This is a genomic window from Arthrobacter sulfonylureivorans (assembly GCF_022637435.1).
GTDB lineage: Bacteria > Actinomycetota > Actinomycetes > Actinomycetales > Micrococcaceae > Crystallibacter > Crystallibacter sulfonylureivorans.
Genome location: NZ_CP093326.1, coordinates 2310049 through 2327396, shown reverse-complemented (window position 1 = coordinate 2327396; position 17348 = coordinate 2310049). Strand labels below are relative to the sequence as shown.

Sequence of the window (17348 nt, the reverse complement as noted above, 5' to 3'; positions counted from 1 at the left end):
GCGAACTTACGCCCGCCCTCACCGGGCGCAAAGGAGAAAGCAGACAGATGTCTACTCTTGAAATCAAGGACCTGCACGTCAGCATTGACACCGAGCAGGGCAGCAAGGAGATCCTCAAGGGCGTCTCCCTGACGATCAACACCGGCGAAATCCACGCCATCATGGGCCCGAACGGTTCCGGCAAGTCCACTTTGGCTTCCACCATCGCCGGGCACCCCCGCTACAAGGTGGACTCCGGTTCCATCACCCTGGACGGCGAAGACGTGCTGGCCATGAGCGTGGACGAGCGCGCCCGCGCCGGCCTGTTCCTGGCCATGCAGTACCCGGTCGAGGTTCCCGGCGTGACCATGACCAACTTCCTGCGCACCGCCAAGACCGCCCTCGACGGCGAGGCCCCGAGCCTGCGCCACTGGACCAAGGACGTCAAGGCAGCCATGAGCCAGCTGCGCATCGACGCCGACTTTGCCCAGCGCAACGTCAACGAAGGCTTCTCCGGCGGCGAGAAGAAGCGCGTGGAGATCCTCCAGCTTGAACTGTTCAAGCCCAAGTTCGCCATCATGGACGAGACCGACTCCGGCCTGGACGTTGATGCGCTCAAGGTGGTCTCCGAAGGCCACAACCGGGTGCACGCCGAAGGCGCCATGGGCACCCTGCTCATCACCCACTACACGCGGATCCTGCGCTACATCAAGCCCAACTTCGTGCACGTCTTCGTAGACGGCCACATCGCCGAAGAGGGCGGCCCCGAACTGGCCGACCGGCTGGAAGAAGAGGGCTACGACCGTTACCTGACCGCAGCAAAGGCCTAATTATGACTGAAGTCAATGCCCCGCAGACGTCCCTGGAGGACGTCGAAGAAGCGCTCAAGGACGTCATCGACCCTGAGCTGGGCGTCAACATCGTGGACCTTGGCCTGCTGTACGGGCTGAAGTACGCGGACGACGGCGCCCTGCTGATCGACATGACGCTGACCACCGCCGCCTGTCCGCTCACCGACGTCCTCGAGGAGCAGACCGGCAAGGCATTGGACGGAGTCGTCGACGAGTGGCGGCTCAACTGGGTCTGGATGCCGCCGTGGGGACCGGAACGGATCACCGACGACGGCCGCGACCAGATGCGCGCGCTGGGCTTCAACATCTGATCCACAGTTTGAAATAACGACGGCGGACCGGTCACCTTCGGGTGGGCGGTCCGCCTCTGTCTGATCCCCTGTCTGGTGCCCGGCCGCCGCGTTAGGATCGGCGTATGGGAGTTTCCACCGTGGGCAAGGCGCAGGAGCGCGGGCGTTATGACGAAGTCCATGTTGCCGCGGCCTTCCACGGGCTGACGGCGCTGCTCGCCGTGGTTGGCCTCGCCCTCGGAATCACGGCTGTGCCGGCAGCGCCTGGCTATGCCGCTGCCGCCGCGCATTCGTGGTGGAACTACGCCAGCGCGCCCGGTGTCCAGTCGGCACTGCTGGTCTTCGTGGTGAGCCTGACACTGCTGATGGATTCGGCCATGGCCGGGGGACGGCTCTGGCGTGCGGCCCGCACGGCCACGCTGGCGGCCATGCTGCTGGTCTTCCTGGCCCAGTTCACCCCGTTCCGCGGACTGCCCGACACCGCCGAGATGAGCGTTGCCGGGGTGATGGCGGACCGGCTCCTGCTGTACGCGCTTCCGGTGGTGGTCGTGACCGGCTGGCTGATCTTTGGTCCCCGTCCCCGCATCAGCGCCGGTGCAGCCACCCTCGGTCTGGTCTTCCCAGGCTTCTGGCTGCTCTGGACGGGCCTCAGGGGAGCCATCACGGGCTGGCTGCCGTACACCGCCGGACCGGTGCCGGCAGCCGGGCAGTTGCTGATGATGGGCATCGGCCTGATCCTGCTCTGGCTGGGAGCCACCATGGTTTTCCTGCTGCTGGACTCAACGATGGGACGTGAGCCCGACGGTTACCTGCCGGGCTTCGGACCGCCTGATGCTGCCGCAGGCAAGGGCGCGGACGGCCTGCCGTTCGCCGGAGGCGCCCGGGAGGCCGAACCGGTGGATCCGCGCGACCTGTAGCCCCTGCAGACTGGATGGCTCGGGACGTGCCCGCGTCAGGCGGGCCTATCGAGGTCCGGCGCGGAGAAGGTGTCGCAGCGTCCGGCATCCCCGGTCTGGTAGCCCAGCAGGAACCAGCGCTGGCGTTGCTCACTGGAACCGTGTGTCCAGGTGTGTGGATTGACTTGGCCGGTGGCAGACTGCTGGATGCGGTCGTCGCCCACCGCGGCTGCGGCGGAAAGAGCGTCCCTGAGATCTTGCTCCGTCAGCGGTTGCATGAAGGGCTGGCCGGTCCGCTCATCGACTTGCTCGGTCGCATTCGCCGCCCAGACACCGGCATAGCAATCGGCCTGGAGTTCCACCCGGACCGCGCCGGATTCCGCTCCCTGCGGATCTTGCCGGGAGTAATCGATGGCCCCGGTCAGATTCTGAATGTGGTGTCCGAATTCGTGCGCCACCACATACTCCTCAGCCAACGGTCCGCCGCTGGCGCCAAACCGGCTGGTCAGTTCGGCGAAGAAAGCGGTGTCGAAATAGGCGGTCTGGTCTCTCGGGCAGTAAAAAGGGCCCACAGCGCTGCTAGCACTCCCGCAGCCGGTGCTGACACCGCCGTCGAAAAGGACCGTCTGGGGCACGGGATACTGCATGTTGTAGCGGGGGAGATAACCGGCCCAGAAATCGTTGAGACTGTTGACCGTTCCCACGATGCGGCAATCGGTTCGTTCGTTGGCGTCGGCACCGGTGAGGCATTCCTCCTGCAGGCCCGGGCCGCCCGCCTGCTGCTGTTCCTGGCCGCTGCCCAGCCCGAATCCCTCCAACAGTTCAGCAGGCACACCCAACAGGCTGGCAATGAGCACCAGCAGACCGCCGCCGCCGATGGCGATCTTGCCGCCTAAACCGCCTCGACGGTCCTGCACCTGGGACGTATCCAGCCGGGAGCCGCGAGAGAAACTCATGAGCCAAGAATAACCGTCCGGTCAGCGGGCGGCTGGCGGACTGGTGGGTGCGGGCTGCCGATACCGGTAGACTGGAAAGGTTGATTTCCGCCCCGTCCGTTCATGGACGGCGCCCGGGCATCTCGTCCCGCACCCTTTTGAAAGGCCTCCACTGTGATTACAGTCAACGATCTTGAGCTGCGTGCTGGAGCCCGTCTGCTCATGGAGGCGGTGTCCTTCCGGGTGGACAAGGGCGACAAAGTGGGCTTGGTGGGCCGCAACGGCGCCGGCAAGACCACGCTGACACGCGTGCTGGCCGGCGAAGGCCTGCCTGCCGGCGGAACCGTGGTGCGCAACGGGGAGATCGGCTATTTGCCGCAGGACCCTCGGACCCCGGACATGGAACAGTTGGCCCGCGACCGGATCCTCTCGGTCCGCGGACTGGACGTGGTAACCCGCAAACTCCGTGAAGCGCAGTCGGACATGGCCAGCAGCGATGCAGAGGTGCAAGCGAAGGCGATGCGCCGCTACGACCGGCTGGAGGCCGAGTTTATCTCCGGCGGCGGCTATGCGGCCGAGGCCGAAGCAGCTGCCATTTCCTCCAACCTGGCCCTGCCGGAGCGGATCCTGAACCAGCCGCTCAGAACGCTCTCCGGTGGACAGCGCCGCCGCGTGGAGCTGGCTCGGATCCTGTACTCCGGCGCGGAGACCATGCTTCTGGACGAGCCGACCAACCACCTTGACGCCGACTCGATCAGCTGGCTTCGCGAGTTCCTCAAGAATCATCAGGGCGGCCTGATCGTGATCAGCCACGACACCGGCCTGTTGGAAGCGACCGTCAACAAGGTGTTCCACCTGGACGCCAACCGCGCCACCATCGACATCTACAACATGAACTGGAAGCGCTACCAGTTGCAGCGAGAGACCGACGAACGCGCGCGCAAACGCGAGCGGGCCAACGCGGAAAAGAAGGCCCAGGTCCTGATGGACCAGGCAAACAAGATGCGGGCCAAGGCCACCAAGGCGGTGGCGGCGCAGAACATGGCCAAACGCGCCGAACGGCTGCTCAGCGGACTGGACGAGGTCCGGGCACAGGACAAGGTGGCGGCTTTGCGCTTCCCCGACCCCGCTCCGTGCGGCAAGACTCCACTCACTGCCGAAGGCCTGAGCAAGTCCTATGGCTCGCTGGAGATTTTCACCGACGTCGATCTGGCCATTGACCGGGGCTCCCGCGTGGTGATCCTGGGCCTGAACGGCGCGGGCAAAACCACCTTGCTGCGCATGCTGGCCGGCGTGGACACCCCTGACACCGGCGATGTGCTGCCCGGCCACGGACTGAAGATCGGCTACTACGCCCAGGAACACGACACCTTGGATGTGGAACGCACCGTCCTGGAGAACATGCGCACGGCTGCCCCGGACCTGCAGGACGCCGAGGTGCGGAACATCCTCGGTTCCTTCCTGTTCTCCGGCGACGACGTCAACAAGCCGGCAGGCGTGCTCTCCGGCGGTGAAAAGACCCGGCTGGCGCTGGCCACGATCGTGGCGTCATCGGCGAACGTGCTGCTGCTGGACGAGCCCACCAACAACCTGGACCCGGCCAGCCGCGCGGAGATCCTCGGCGCCCTGCGCAACTACAGCGGCGCCGTCGTCATGGTCAGCCACGACGAAGGCGCGGTCGCGGCACTCAATCCGGAACGCGTTGTACTGCTGCCGGACGGCGTCGAAGACCTCTGGAACGAGGACTACCTGGACCTCGTCACGCTGGCCTGAGTCTTGGGCCTACGCCGCTGCAATCGGAATTGCTAAGGCGCGCATCGCCGACCGAGGAACGAGGGAGGCGTCTAAGCGCCGTGCAATTTCGGTTGAAGGCGGCGCGGCAGTTCAGTCGTCGCGGCTGAGCAGGGACCCGTCGGTCCGGAAGCCCTGGGCGTCCAGCAGGGCGTCTTCCTCTTCTTCGGCGGTGGGCCGCTTCCGGCTGCGCTTTGGGGCTGCGGCGGCACGCGGGGCCGGGTTGGCCTGATGGAAGCCGCTGAGCGCCTCTTCTTCCTCGGTCAACCGGCCATGGTGTGCGTGCTGTCGCGCGGCGTAGCCGTAGCCGACGAACAGGAGCACGCCGAAGGCATACCACTGCATGGAGTACGACAGGTGGGGGCCTTCATCGATGGCGGGTTTGGGGATCTGCACAGGTTGCTCGGCGGCGGCGGGGGACTCCGCCGCCATCAGGCCGTAGCTGCCGGTGAAGATCGGGTAGTCCAGTTCGGCCGCATAGGAATCCAGCTGGATTGACGCCAACTGTCCTTCGGGGGCACCACGACTGACCGCACCTTCGCCCGGCTTAACACGTGCGACGACGGTGACCTCGCCCTTGGGGGCGGCCGGGATGGCGTCCGGATGGCCAGCCTGGTTGTTGCCGATCGGCAACCAACCGCGGTTGATGATGACGGCCTGCCCGTCCTCGAGGCGGAGCGGGATGAGAACCTCGTAACCCGGCCGGCCGTTCAGGGGCCGGTTCCGCACAATCCGCTGGCCGGCGTCGTCGTACTTGCCGTTGAGGACCACTGGGGTCCATTCCACCGAATCATCGGCAGTGGCGAAAATCTTCGGAACCTTGGTGAACGGCACAGGATTGGCGTCGTAATGGGTCTCCACGGCGGCGATAGTGGCACGCGCCTGGTCCCGGCGGTCCATCTGCCAGTTGCCCAGCACCACGCAGACCGCGGCGAGCAGGGCAACAATCAGCAGCCAACCCAGCCACTTGCCGCTGAGCAGGAATCGGTAGGACATTCAGGCACTGCTTTCCGGTGTAGCGGATTCTTCCAGGGGAAGCGTTTCCTTCCAAAGGCTTCGCTGGACCAGATAGTCCTGCAGCCACTCGCGATGCCCATCGCACGCGAGCCAGATCTTGCGGCGCCCGGGCGTATGGATTTTCGGGTTGTTCCAGAGCAGTTGCCACTGGGCGTCCCCGCGGCAACCTTTCCGTGAGCAGATTGGTGTCTCGGCGGCCGCTGCACCGCCAAGCTGGCCCAAGAGGTTCATGCGGCGGTCTTCCGGCGTCGCTTGACCACCGGGCTGAGGCTTCCCATAAACGCCGGCTGCTCATAGTCGTCTTGCTCTGCGGGACCGGGCGGCGGTTGGCTGGCCGTTGAGCCGGTGCCCGCCGATGCTGTCGGTTGGTCCGCGTCCGGGGCGGCCTCTGCAGGGCTGCGCCGTTCCTGGGCGGTGGTTGTGGGGTCCTGGCCAGTGGCCGAGGGCTGCGCGGCGTCGTCGATAACCACCCCGGTCAGGAAGTCGCCGTCGTCGGTTGCTCCGGCGTTGGCACCGGCGGAGGGGGCTTCCAGCTCCGGCAGGGGAGCCTGGTCCAGCAGCGCGGTGCTGTGCGTCAGGTGCGACTTGTCGCTGCCGCCATTGGCGATGATCACGGCTATCCACGGCAGGAATACGGCGCCGGCCACAAAGAACCAGCGGAACCAGCTGTCGATGAAGAAGAAGAGCAGCAAACAGGCCAGTCGGATGCCCATGGCGAGCGAGTACTTGACCATGCGCCGGTGCATCTCATCGGTGTGGCTTTCGGGGACGTCCGTAATGCTCAGGACTTCCGGTTTCTCGTCAGGCTGCTTGCTCATCACACTCCATCAGGGCTATATCAATTCTCCCACGACGGCCCGAATGTCTAAAGCCGACGCAACGATCACCAGCCGCAGGAACTCCCGGGCTAGGATTCCTTAGGAAAACAGCAGCTTCATGGAGGTAAGTGTGAGCAACGAACAGCAGACCGGCCGCAGCGTGCTGGTCACCGGCGGTAACCGGGGAATTGGCTTGGCCATTGCCCGGGCCTTTGAAGCCAACGGTGACAAGGTAGCGATCACCTACCGCAGCGGCGACGTGCCCGAAGGGCTTCTGGGTGTGAAGGCCGATGTCACGGACGCCGGGTCCGTGGATGCTGCGTTCACCGAGGTCGAGGCAGCCCACGGCCCGGTGGAGGTGCTGGTGGCCAACGCCGGCGTCACGCGCGACATGTTGCTGCTGCGGATGAGCGAAGAAGACTTCACCAGCGTGGTGGACACCAACCTTTCCGGAGCGTTCAGGGTGATCAAGCGTGCCTCCAAGGGGATGATCCGGCTGCGCAAGGGCCGCGTGGTGCTGATCTCCTCGGTGGTGGGCCTCTACGGGTCGCCCGGCCAGATCAACTATGCCGCGTCCAAGGCCGGCCTGGTGGGCATGGCCCGATCGCTGACCCGCGAGCTTGGATCCCGCAACATCACGGCCAACGTGGTGGCTCCGGGATTCGTCAACACGGAAATGACCGCCGTGCTGCCGGAAGACACGCAGAAGAGCTACCTGTCCTCTATCCCGGCGGGTCGTTTCGCCGAACCCGAGGAAGTGGCGAAGGTGGTCCGGTGGATTGCCAGCGACGAAGCTGCCTACATCTCCGGCGCCGTGATCCCGGTGGACGGCGGATTGGGCATGGGCCACTAAGCTGCCCAGCAGGTGAGCGGCCCGCTTTTGTGGGCTTTCTACAACGGATAAGGCTTCGGGGGCTGGCAAGATGGAACCCGAAGCCTTATCCGGTTAAGCGTTTCCTACAAGCGCGCGGCCGGACCACCACAGAAAACTTACCGAGAACCTTAAGGAGCAGCCATGGGCGCACTGGATGGCAAAGCAGCAATCGTAACGGGATCATCCCGCGGCATCGGCGCCGAGGTGGCCAAGCTGCTTGCGGCCGAGGGCGCAGCGGTAGTTGTCAATTACCGCCAGAAGGCACCGCGGGCCAACAAGGTCGTGGCGCAGATCGAGGAAGCGGGCGGCCGCGCCGTCGCCGTCGCTGCCGACCTCACGGCCGAAGAGGGCTCGCAGGCACTCGTGGACGCCGCCCGGCAAAACTTCGGCGGCCTGGACGTGCTGGTGCTCAACGCCTCCGGCGGCATGGAGACGAGCATGGGTGAGGACTACGCACTGCGCCTGAACCGCGATGCCCAGGTGAACATGCTCAAGGCGGCGGCCGAAGTGATGCCGACGGGATCACGGGTGGTTTTTGTCACCAGCCACCAGGCCCACTTCATCCGCACCGTGCCGACGATGCCGGAATACGAACCGGTGGCGTTGAGCAAGCGCGCCGGTGAAGACGCGCTGCGCGACCTGCTGCCGGAACTGGAAGCCAAGGGAATCTCGCTGGTGGTGGTCTCCGGCGACATGATCGAAGGCACCGTGACCGCCACTCTGCTGGACCGGGCACGCCCCGGTGCCCTCGAAGCCCGCCGTGCCGAGGCCGGCAAGCTCTACTCCGTGGAGGAGTTCGGCGCAGAAGTGGCGAAGATGGTCACCGCCGATGTTCCCTCCGGTCACACCGAATACGTGGGCGGGGCCGAGTCCTTCCAGTCCCAGGGCTAGGGGCACGGGCGGCTGTTGATGACGGCTGAGGGAACGGTGCCCTCCCGCGCCGTTCCCCGGACGCCATGTTCCTCAACGGCGCCCCTCAACGGCGTGACGCATCAGTGCCGGGAACGGCATGACGCATCAGTGCCGGGCATGCCGGGTAGAAATCCCCGACGCTGTCGGTAGCGGGTGCTACGTTGGCCGCATCCTTGGACCATTAGGAGGGTAGCGAAGATGGCAAAGACACATTCCCGCGGCGTCGGGATCGACTTCATGGAACCGAATTCGTGCGGACGTTGTGATGCCTGCGACGAATTACCCGCGCCGGCTATCTGCGAGGACTGTTCTTACGACGAGGACGGCAACTTTGTCCGGCTCGTGGAATGGCCCTGTCCGTCTGCGGAGGTCTCCCTCGCGGCCTAAGGGGCTGCCTTGGGCCCTTTAAGCCCAAGGGCTTCTGCGGTCGGGCAGGCGGCCCGCGGATTAGGCTGCCTGCTACCCGCGAACCAGGCTGCGCGCCGCCTCCGAAATGTGCCGCGCCGAAATGCCCGCCGCGTCCAACAACTCCTCCGGCGCGCCGGAGGTGGGCAGTCCCCGCACGGCCAATCGGACCAGTTTGAGTTCCGGGACCTGCGCCTGCGTCAGCGCATCGGCGACCGCTGACCCGAGGCCGCCCTCGGGATAGTGGTCCTCGACCGTGATGATCCGCCCGCCGGTGGCCCGGCACGCGGCCAGCAAGGTGTCCTGGTCGATGGGCTTGATCGAGTACAGGTCGATCACGCGGGCGGCAATGCCTTCACCGGCGAGTTGGGCGGCGGAGGCGAGGCATTCGTGCACGGTGACCCCCGCGCCGATGAGGGTGACAGCGTCGTCACCGGTGGCTCCGTGCACTTTGGAGCCGCCCAGCGGAAATTCCTCGCCCGCCTCGTAGAGCACGGGGTAATCGCCGCGGGTGGCGCGTAGATAGCAGATGCCAGGCGTGTCCGCCATGGTCTGGATCAGCCGTGCGGTGGAGGGTGCATCCGCCGGGTAAAGAACAGTCGAGGTGTGGATCGCGCGCATCGCGGCGAGGTCCTCGAGCGCCATCTGGGACGGCCCGTCCTGGCCGATCTCTACGCCCGCATGGGTCCCGACCAAGCGGATACTCACCTCGGAAACGCCGGCCATCCGGATGAAGTCGTAACCGCGGGACACCAGGAAGGCCGCAAAACTCGCGGCGAACGCCACATATCCGCGCACGGAGAGCCCCGCCGCCGCAGCCACCATTTGCTGCTCGGAGATGAACATCTCGAAGAAGCGGTCCGGGGCGGCCTTGCTGAATTCACCGGCCTTGGTGGAATTTCCCACTTCGCCGTCCAACATCACCACCTCGGGCCGTGCGGCGAGGGCAGAGACCGCTTCGCCGAAGGCGGTCCGGGTTGCCACGGCGTCGCCCACCGTGTAGCTGGGAAGTTTGACGGCGGCCGACGGGTTGGGCGTGATGGCCGGTGCGCCCGAGGCCGGGGCATGCGTGGTGACCCGGATCTGGGTGGGTCCGCCCAGCGCCTTAATGGCAGGCTCGGCGATGTCGTCCGGCAGCGCCTTTCCGTGCCAGCCGTTCTTGTCCTCCACCTCGGGGACGCCCTTGCCCTTGATCGTCCGCGCCAGGATGACGCTGGGCTGGTCCCTAGTGGCACGGGCCGTGGCGAGGGCGTTATTGATCGCGTCCAGGTCATGGCCGTCAATCGGCAACGGCTGGGCCCCGAAGGCCCGGACCCGCTCGGCGTATTGGTCCAGGTTCCACCCCAGCTCGGTCGGCCCGTTCTGGCCCAGCCGGTTCACGTCCACAATCGCCGTCAGATTTCCCAGCCGGTAGTAGGCGGCCTTGTCCAACGCCTCCCACATGGACCCTTCGGCCAGCTCGCTGTCGCCGCACAGCACCCAGGCCTGATACGGCAGCCGGTCCAGGAACTTGCCCGCCAGCGCGATGCCGACCGCGTCGGGCAGTCCTTGGCCCAGGGATCCGGTGGCCACGTCCACCCACGGCAGGGCAGGAGTGGGATGTCCCTGCAGCCTGCCGCCGAACTGCCGGTAGGTATCGAGCAACTCGGCTTCGTCGACCACGCCGGCAGCCCGGAAGATGGCATAGAGCAGCGGCGAGGCGTGCCCCTTGGAGAAGACCAAGTGGTCGTTCGCCGCCAGCTTGGGACGCTGCCAGTCATAGCGGAAATGGTTCACCAACAGCACAGCCATGAGGTCGGCCGCCGACAGGGAGGAGGTGGCGTGGCCGGATCCGGCCCGGCTGGTGACGCGGATTGAATCGACCCGCAGCTGCGCAGCCAGCGCACGGCAGGCCTCCGCCAGGCTCGGATCCCAGATGGTGGTTGACGTGGAGTCGGCGCTCATCACTGATCTCCTTCACGGAAGGTTCAGGGAATCCCGGGCCCCGTTGCACGCATCGGCAGCGCTGTCCGGGGGATGTTCAAACCGACCCTACTCCCGTGCGCGGTCCGGCGACAGGGCCGCGTTGCATCCCACGTGAGCAACATGCGGATGCCGGCCGGTTAGGCGTCAGACTCCGGCGAAGTAGCGCGCTACATCCAAGTAGGGGATGTTGATGGCGGCGTCTGCGGCCTCGCGGACGGCGGGCTTGGCGTTGAAGGCAACCCCCAGCCCCGCGGCGGCCAGCATGTCCAGGTCGTTGGCGCCGTCGCCGATGGCAATGGTCTGGGCCAAATCGATCTTCTCTGCGGCGGCCCATTCGCGCAGTGAGGCCTCCTTCGCCGCCCGGTCCACCACATCGCCATCCACCGTGCCGGTCAGCATGTCGGCGTCGATGCCCAGCGTGTTGGCCCGGTAGTACGTCAGGTTGAGTTCCTCGGCCAGCGGGTCCAGGATCTGGCTGAAGCCGCCGGAGACAACCGCCACCGCATGGCCGGCGGCCAGGAAGGCCTCCACCAGTTCCTTGGCGCCGTGCGTCAGCAGCAAGGCATCGCGCACCCGCTCGATCACGCCGAGCGGAAGGTCCTTCAGCGTGGCCACGCGGGCGTGCAGGCTCTCGGCGAAGTCCAGTTCGCCGCGCATCGCCGCTTCTGTCACAGCGGCAACCTCGTCCCGTTTGCCGGCGTGATCCGCCAGCAGTTCAATCACTTCCTGCTGGATGAGCGTGGAGTCCACATCCATGAGCAGCAGCTTCCGGTCCGGCCCGGCCAGCGACGCGTCCATCACGGCCGTGCCCAGCTCACCGGTGAGCACGGGGTCCACCGCCGCCCGCAAAGCCGTGACACCGTCGGAGGCACCGCCGTCGTACTCCACTATCAATACGGTGACCTGGAAGCGGCCGTTGGCCGCGTTCTCCAGTTCAACGATGTTCCCGCCGGCCCCGGTGACTGCGGCCTGCACGGCGGCAAGGTAGGCATCGGGCAGTTCCCGGCCGTAGGAGACTACACGGAGGAGCGAGGGCATGGTAATTCCGTTCTGCGTAAAGCTGGAGGGGATGGCCGGATCCATCAGGGCAGGGTCCGGCGTCGCGTTTGGCGATTACTACACGTTTTAGCCTACTGTCTACTGATATGAGCGATGTACTTGAGTTTGCCGGGGTCACTGTTGTCCGCGGGCGGAAAACCCTGCTGGACGGCGTCGACTGGCAGGTCAAGGAGGGGGAGCGCTGGGTGGTGCTGGGCCCCAACGGGGCGGGCAAGACCACCCTGCTGCAGATCGCCGGCGCGCGCATGCACCCCACCCGCGGGATGGCCGGCATCCTGGACGAGACCATGGGCAAGGTGGACGTGTTCGAGCTCCGCCCGCGGATCGGCCTGGCCTCCGCCGCCTTGGCCAACCAGATCCCGGAGCAAGAGCAGGTGCTCAACGTGGTGGTCACCGCCTCCTACGGCGTGACCGGCCGCTGGCGCGAACAGTACGACAAGATGGACGAGCGCCGGGCGTTCCGACTGCTTGACGCGTGGGGTATGTCCACCTTCATGAACCGCACCTTCGCCACGCTGAGCGAGGGGGAACGCAAGCGCGTGCAGATCGCCCGGGCGCTGATGTCCGATCCGGAACTGCTGCTGCTGGACGAGCCGGGCGCCGGCCTTGACCTGGCCGGCCGCGAAGACCTCGTGGAGCGCCTGAGCGAACTGGCCAAGGATGAGGACGCGCCGGCCCTGGTGCTGGTCACGCACCACCTGGAGGAAGTGCCGCCGGGCTTTACCCATGCCTTGCTGCTGCGCGAGGGCGGCGTGGTGGCCCAAGGCCCCATCGCCGAGGTGCTGACCGAAGACAACCTCAGCACCGCGTTCGACATGCCGCTCAGCCTTAAGCACGACGACGGCCGCTACACTGCCGTAGCCAAGCGCGCCTAGGCGGTCCCTACCCCCGTGGATCTACTCAACGCTGCCCTGATAGGGCTGGCCGGGCTGTGGGCCGGCACCATCAACAGCATCGTCGGATCCGGCACGCTGGTCACCTTCCCCGTCTTGGTGGCGCTGGGCTATGCCCCCGTGACGGCGACCATCTCCAACGCGATCGGCCTGATCGCGGGCAACGTCGGCGGGGTCTACGGCTACCGCCGGGAACTGGCCGGGCTGCGCCGCACGGTAGCCATCCTGTTGCCGGCGTCGCTGCTGGGCGGGGTTACCGGCGCGTGGCTGCTGCTGCACCTGCCGGAGGAAGTGTTCGGGATTGTCGCACCGTTCCTAATCGTAGTGGCGCTGTTCTTCGTGGTGTTCCAACCGAAGCTGCAGGCCTGGGTGCGGGAGCGTCAGGCAGCACAGGCCCGCACCCGGCCACGGCCCTGGCTGTTGCTGGGACTGGTTTTTTTCGCCGGCGTCTATGGCGGCTACTTTGTGGCCGCCCAGGGCGTGCTGCTAGTCGGCATCCTCGGCGTTTTCCTGCACGGCACGCTGCAGCAGGCCAATGCCATGAAGAACGTGCTGGTCCTGGGCGTGAACATCATTGCAGCGATCTCCTACATGCTGTTCGCCTTCGACCGGATCGAATGGCCCGTGGTGCTGGTGATCGCCATCAGTTCGCTGATCGGCTCGCTGATCGGATCCGCCGTAGGACGCCGGCTGAAGCCGGTGGTGCTGCGCGGCGTGATTGTGGCGCTGGGGCTGGTGGCCCTGGTTGTGCTGGTCAGGAACCTCTTCGTATGAACCTGGTCCGGCTGGATTCCGCCGACGACCCGCGGGTGGCCGACTACACCCAGCTAACCGACACCGCCCTCGCCGCCGCCGCGAACCCGCGGAGGGGATGTACATCGCCGAAAGCTCCAAGGTGCTGCGCCGGGCCGTTGCGGCCGGCCATATCCCGCGGTCCTTCTTCCTGACCGACAAGTGGCTGGACGACCTGCGCGACGTGATCGGCCGGTTCCCGGAGGTGCCGGTGTTCATCGGAACGCCGGAGGTCCTGGAGGCGATCACCGGATTCCACCTGCACCGCGGCGCCATGGCCGCCATGCACAGGCCTGCGCCGCGGTCCGCGCAGGACGTGCTGGCAGGTGCCCGCCGGGTGGCTGTATTGGAAGACATCGTGGACCACACGAATGTGGGAGCGATCTTCCGGTCCGCCGCCGCCATGGGCATGGATGCCGTGCTGCTGAGCCCGCAGTGCGCCGACCCGTTGTACCGGCGCAGTATCCGGGTCTCCATGGGCACCGTTTTCCAGATCCCTTGGGCCAGGCTCGAGGAATGGCCGGCGGGACTGGCCGTGTTGAGCAGCGAGGGATTCACGACGGCGGCGCTGGAGCTTGCCGCCGACGCCATCACCTTGGACGAGCTGGAACGGCGCACTTTCGACAAGCTGGCGCTGGTGCTTGGCACCGAGGGCGCCGGCGTGCAGCAGCAAACGCTGGAGCAGGTGGACCTGACCGTGATGATCCCGATGCGGGCCGGCGTCGATTCGCTGAATGTTGCCGCAGCCAGCGCGGTGGCTTTTTGGGCCTGCCGGCCGGACTAGGCTTCTGGTCTTGCGGTCCTGCCGTCCGGAATGTCCGTGTCGCTTCGACGCGGGACCGGGCGATGCGGTAGAGTTGTTTGCTGGCCCTCATGGGGCTGCCATCTTTCCATCCTTCTAGCCGCTGGCAAAATCCAGGGGCGTGTAGAAAAGGTTCAACTATGAAGTCTGATATCCATCCGGCATACGCCCCGGTTGTTTTCCGCGACCTGGCCTCCGGCGTTTCCTTCCTGACCAAGTCCACCGCTACGTCCAGCAAGACGGTGGAGTGGGAAGACGGCAACAGCTACCCGCTGATCGAGGTTGAAATCTCCTCGGAGTCCCACCCGTTCTACACCGGCAAGCAGCGCATCATGGACAGCGCCGGCCGCGTGGAGCGCTTCAACGCACGCTTCAAGGGCTTCGGCGGCAAGAAGTAACTCTTCGCCCCGCGCCCTTCAGCTGAGCCCGCACCGCTTGGTGCGGGCTCTGCTGTTTAAACAAGACGGTGGGCACGGCAGTAACAAACACGGTAGGCACGGCCGGCGGGGAGGGACACCGGCCGTGAATGCCAGCCGAAGCCGGTTTCGACGCTACGCTGCTGCCATGGCAGCACCTGGTAGCGGCGGCATGGTCCCGGTCCCCTTGAGCCGGCATCGGGGGAGCGGTTCCGGACGGCTGGCTTTCGCCGCACTCAACATGCTGGCCTTGTCTACGTTCCTGGTAACCGGCTGCGCCGCCGGCCCGCAGCAACTGCCTGCTGCGATTAGCTGCACCACCCAGTACCGTCCGGACTTCGGCAGCAGCGCCGGAGAGGAGGCCGCTCAACTCGTCCTGCCGCGGGTCGACGGGCCGGCGACAACCAGACAGGAATTGTCCACGGGCACTTTCCGGCTGTCCGGAAGCTATCTCGGGGAGGGTCCTGACGGCCGGGCCGTCTCGCTGTCCATCAGTAACGCTGAGGGGACAATGCTTGCCAGTGTGCTGTACCAATTGGAGGACGGCTCGTCCTTGGCATCGCGCTTCAGCGGTGGTCATGGGTTTACCGGGCTGCACAATGTCCGGGATGGCGAAGCCGAACTGCAGCTCTACTGCACTGCGGGGGAGTAGGCGTCATGGCCGATGGCTGGTCCGCTCTCGCAGCGCCGTTTGCCGGACCTGATCGTCCCGCCGTCGCACGGCGGACGCCCATACCCAGGTAACCCGCCGGTCCCCCGCATCCGTCCACGCGACCTCAACCGCCGCGGCGTCCAGCCGAATGCCTCACCCTGGACCAGCTCGGCGGCCCCCGGGAACCGGATCCACGCCCATACCGGCACCCCTGGTACCACGCGGGTCACCTTGCAATGCTCAAGATCCAGCTCCTCCGGCGTCAAATATCACCGACCGATCAATAGCTGCTGCCAATCGTCGACCACATAGACCGGGTAGCCTTCCGGCCCTGCCGGGTGGGCAACCGCCGTCATCGGGTGTAGTCGGACGATGCGACGCAACATGGTGCCCCGAGACGGGGTGAGCAAACCACGTACCCGTCTGATACACGGGCTCTCGGAATCGCGGTGTCCGATACAGGGTCCTCCACTAGGATGCCGCTGTCTGGCCAGTCGCATCACCGGTCCGGCCAAAAAGGCATTCCGTATGCCCAGTCCGGTGCACTGTCCGGTGAGGGAGCGGGAATTACCGGCGACCCCGCCCTATGCGATGAGGGCTACCGCCAAGACCATCGGTAGCGAAACCACCGACGCGATGGATGTACCCATCGTCAATGTCTTGAAGGTCCCCTGAGTCGACAGTCCGATCAGCGATTTGAACATCCAGAAAAAATTGCTGTTGACCTGAAGCGCGAACATCGCACCCGAGGCGATGGCTAGGCCGATGACGAGCGGCGAGATGTTGATCGACCCGAGTACCGGACCGATGATCCCGGCGGCCGCGATGGCCGCTACCGATACCGATCCGATCGCCAGGTGAAGCACAGCGGCGATGACCCAGGCGAGCAGGATGCTCAGGATTACAGGCGCCGCTGCATCGGCAGTGAAGAGGCCGGCCAGGATCGTGTCGAGCCCGGTCTCCCCGATGACTGCGCCCAGGGACCCGCCGATGCCGGTGATGAGCAGGATCTCGCCCGTGGTGTGGAAGCCCTCGCTCATTGCCGTGTCTGTGCCCTTCGAGCCCAATGTGCGCCGGCACAGCGCGTAGGCACCGAGGAGGCCGACAAAGAGCGCAAAGTTGGCGTCACCGAGGAAGGTGATGAAGTCGTTGGAGAACCCGAACAGCTCCGCGAATGCACCGAAGGCGATCATCACCAGCGGCACAAGAATGGGCAGCAGGCAGACGAACAGCGGGGGAGTTTTGGTGTCCTCTTCTACCAGTTCTGTGGTGTCCAGTTCGGCCATCGCCTCATCGACCTCTTCGTCCCTGTCCGATTTCCAGTACCGGCCGCGCAGGAGCCAGCGGAAGATCAGCGTTGTTAAGATCGCGGTCAGCGGCCCGAGCACGAGGCCGTAGATCAGCCAAAGGCCTAATGGGATATCCAGCAGGCCCGCGATGGAGACGGCGGCCAGACCCGGGATCACGAAGACGTAGCCGGCGAAGATCCCGGTCCCCAGTGCACCGGCCATGTGGGCCAAACCTGTCCGGCCAATAAGTGGCCCGCTTGAGCGGGCAACCGGAGAGGCCAGCACGACCTGCACGTCCACGTAGATCGAGGGGAAGATCGTCGACATCGCAGCGGTCAATGCGTACGGGAGCCGGCGTGCGCCGACACCGTTGACGAGCATCGTCACCATCTTCCCGAAGGCGCCGATCGCATGGAGCATCGCTCCAATGAGCACCCCGAAGCCGATAAGCAGGCCGACCTCGCCCATGATTTCGCCGAAGCCGGTGGCGATCGCCACGATCGTCGCCGTGAAACCGACACCGGTTGCGAGGCCGAGGTAGAGCGCGCCGATGATCAGCGAGATCACCGGGTCGACCTTGGCCTTGATGATGAGCACGATGATGACGACGATGGCTATGGCGGTATGAATGACGATCATGGCCTGCTCCTGCCTTTATGGAGTGGCAACGTCACTTAGTACCGTAGCCACATCGACCCCCGCTCTGGTACGG

At 65.8% G+C, this 17348-nt stretch carries 17 protein-coding genes and 1 pseudogene; 11 read left to right on the top strand and 7 right to left on the bottom strand.

All coding sequences use genetic code 11. The features are described 5' to 3' along the window. Positions 1 to 47: 47 nt before the first annotated feature. From sufC to MNQ99_RS10875, 3 genes are all read left to right on the top strand, one after another. Positions 48 to 809 carry a Fe-S cluster assembly ATPase SufC gene (gene sufC / locus MNQ99_RS10885; RefSeq protein WP_127512511.1) on the top strand — a complete coding sequence of 254 codons (762 nt, stop codon included), beginning with the start codon at positions 48 to 50 and terminating at the stop codon, positions 807 to 809. 2 nt (positions 810 to 811) lie between these two features. Continuing rightward, positions 812 to 1141 (top strand): metal-sulfur cluster assembly factor, encoded by a 330-nt coding sequence (locus MNQ99_RS10880; protein WP_127512512.1) that lies wholly within the window; start codon positions 812 to 814, stop codon positions 1139 to 1141. Between the two features lie 104 nt (positions 1142 to 1245). Further along, complete coding sequence (locus tag MNQ99_RS10875; RefSeq protein WP_127512513.1) at positions 1246 to 2037, top strand: Pr6Pr family membrane protein; 792 nt, start codon at positions 1246 to 1248, stop codon at positions 2035 to 2037. A 35-nt stretch (positions 2038 to 2072) separates the two neighbouring features. Here MNQ99_RS10875 and ypfJ read toward each other — a convergent pair whose 3' ends face one another. Continuing rightward, complete coding sequence (gene ypfJ, locus MNQ99_RS10870; protein ID WP_241912960.1) at positions 2073 to 2972, bottom strand: KPN_02809 family neutral zinc metallopeptidase; 900 nt, start codon at positions 2970 to 2972, stop codon at positions 2073 to 2075. Positions 2973 to 3125: 153 nt separating this feature from the next. Here ypfJ and abc-f point away from each other — a divergent pair, with 153 nt between their 5' ends. Continuing rightward, complete coding sequence (gene abc-f / locus MNQ99_RS10865) at positions 3126 to 4724, top strand: ribosomal protection-like ABC-F family protein (RefSeq protein ID WP_127512515.1); 1599 nt, start codon at positions 3126 to 3128, stop codon at positions 4722 to 4724. Positions 4725 to 4835: 111 nt separating this feature from the next. Here abc-f and MNQ99_RS10860 read toward each other — a convergent pair whose 3' ends face one another. Genes MNQ99_RS10860 through MNQ99_RS10850 form a run of 3 tightly spaced genes read right to left on the bottom strand, consistent with a single transcriptional unit; the run spans position 4836 to position 6577 of the window. Beyond that, positions 4836 to 5738 (bottom strand): SURF1 family cytochrome oxidase biogenesis protein, encoded by a 903-nt coding sequence (locus tag MNQ99_RS10860; protein WP_241912959.1) that lies wholly within the window; start codon positions 5736 to 5738, stop codon positions 4836 to 4838. Continuing rightward, positions 5739 to 5990, bottom strand: a complete 252-nt coding sequence (locus MNQ99_RS10855) for a hypothetical protein (RefSeq protein ID WP_241912958.1) — start codon at positions 5988 to 5990, stop codon at positions 5739 to 5741. Then, positions 5987 to 6577 (bottom strand): DUF3099 domain-containing protein, encoded by a 591-nt coding sequence (locus MNQ99_RS10850; protein WP_241912957.1) that lies wholly within the window; start codon positions 6575 to 6577, stop codon positions 5987 to 5989. The genes MNQ99_RS10855 and MNQ99_RS10850 overlap by 4 nt, the downstream gene beginning before the upstream one ends. A 118-nt stretch (positions 6578 to 6695) precedes the next feature. On the opposite strand from MNQ99_RS10850, the gene fabG reads away from it, so the two are divergent. Both fabG and MNQ99_RS10840 read left to right on the top strand, forming a co-directional pair. After that, positions 6696 to 7430, top strand: coding sequence for a beta-ketoacyl-ACP reductase (fabG, locus tag MNQ99_RS10845; RefSeq protein WP_127512519.1), 735 nt, complete (start codon positions 6696 to 6698; stop codon positions 7428 to 7430). 162 nt (positions 7431 to 7592) lie between these two features. Continuing rightward, positions 7593 to 8342 carry an SDR family oxidoreductase gene (locus MNQ99_RS10840; protein WP_241912956.1) on the top strand — a complete coding sequence of 250 codons (750 nt, stop codon included), beginning with the start codon at positions 7593 to 7595 and terminating at the stop codon, positions 8340 to 8342. A 480-nt stretch (positions 8343 to 8822) separates the two neighbouring features. Here MNQ99_RS10840 and MNQ99_RS10835 read toward each other — a convergent pair whose 3' ends face one another. Together MNQ99_RS10835 and serB are read right to left on the bottom strand one after the other, a co-directional pair. After that, positions 8823 to 10712: a transketolase gene (locus MNQ99_RS10835; protein ID WP_241912955.1), complete on the bottom strand. Its 1890-nt coding sequence runs from the start codon at positions 10710 to 10712 to the stop codon at positions 8823 to 8825. 165 nt (positions 10713 to 10877) lie between these two features. Beyond that, a complete protein-coding gene (gene serB / locus MNQ99_RS10830) occupies positions 10878 to 11771 on the bottom strand; it encodes a phosphoserine phosphatase SerB (RefSeq protein ID WP_127512745.1) in 894 nt (297 codons plus the stop codon). Between the two features lie 107 nt (positions 11772 to 11878). Here serB and MNQ99_RS10825 point away from each other — a divergent pair, with 107 nt between their 5' ends. The 5 genes and pseudogenes from MNQ99_RS10825 (at position 11879) to MNQ99_RS10805 (ending at position 15347) form a co-directional block, all read left to right on the top strand. Then, the gene (locus MNQ99_RS10825) at positions 11879 to 12667 is read left to right on the top strand and encodes an ABC transporter ATP-binding protein (RefSeq protein WP_241912954.1); all 789 of its coding nucleotides are present in this window, start codon (positions 11879 to 11881) and stop codon (positions 12665 to 12667) included. A gap of 15 nt (positions 12668 to 12682) precedes the next feature. Beyond that, a complete protein-coding gene (locus MNQ99_RS10820) occupies positions 12683 to 13459 on the top strand; it encodes a sulfite exporter TauE/SafE family protein (protein ID WP_241912953.1) in 777 nt (258 codons plus the stop codon). After that, positions 13456 to 14261 (top strand): annotated as a pseudogene (locus tag MNQ99_RS10815) (TrmH family RNA methyltransferase). Before MNQ99_RS10820 ends, MNQ99_RS10815 begins: the two are co-directional and overlap by 4 nt. A 158-nt stretch (positions 14262 to 14419) precedes the next feature. Further along, the gene (locus MNQ99_RS10810) at positions 14420 to 14677 is read left to right on the top strand and encodes a type B 50S ribosomal protein L31 (protein WP_127512525.1); all 258 of its coding nucleotides are present in this window, start codon (positions 14420 to 14422) and stop codon (positions 14675 to 14677) included. Between the two features lie 166 nt (positions 14678 to 14843). Continuing rightward, the gene (locus MNQ99_RS10805) at positions 14844 to 15347 is read left to right on the top strand and encodes a hypothetical protein (protein ID WP_241912952.1); all 504 of its coding nucleotides are present in this window, start codon (positions 14844 to 14846) and stop codon (positions 15345 to 15347) included. 584 nt (positions 15348 to 15931) lie between these two features. Here the strand turns inward: MNQ99_RS10805 and MNQ99_RS10800 are convergent. After that, on the bottom strand, positions 15932 to 17275 hold the full coding sequence (locus tag MNQ99_RS10800; protein WP_127512527.1) for a GntP family permease: 1344 nt from the start codon (positions 17273 to 17275) through the stop codon (positions 15932 to 15934). Positions 17276 to 17348: the final 73 nt, after the last annotated feature.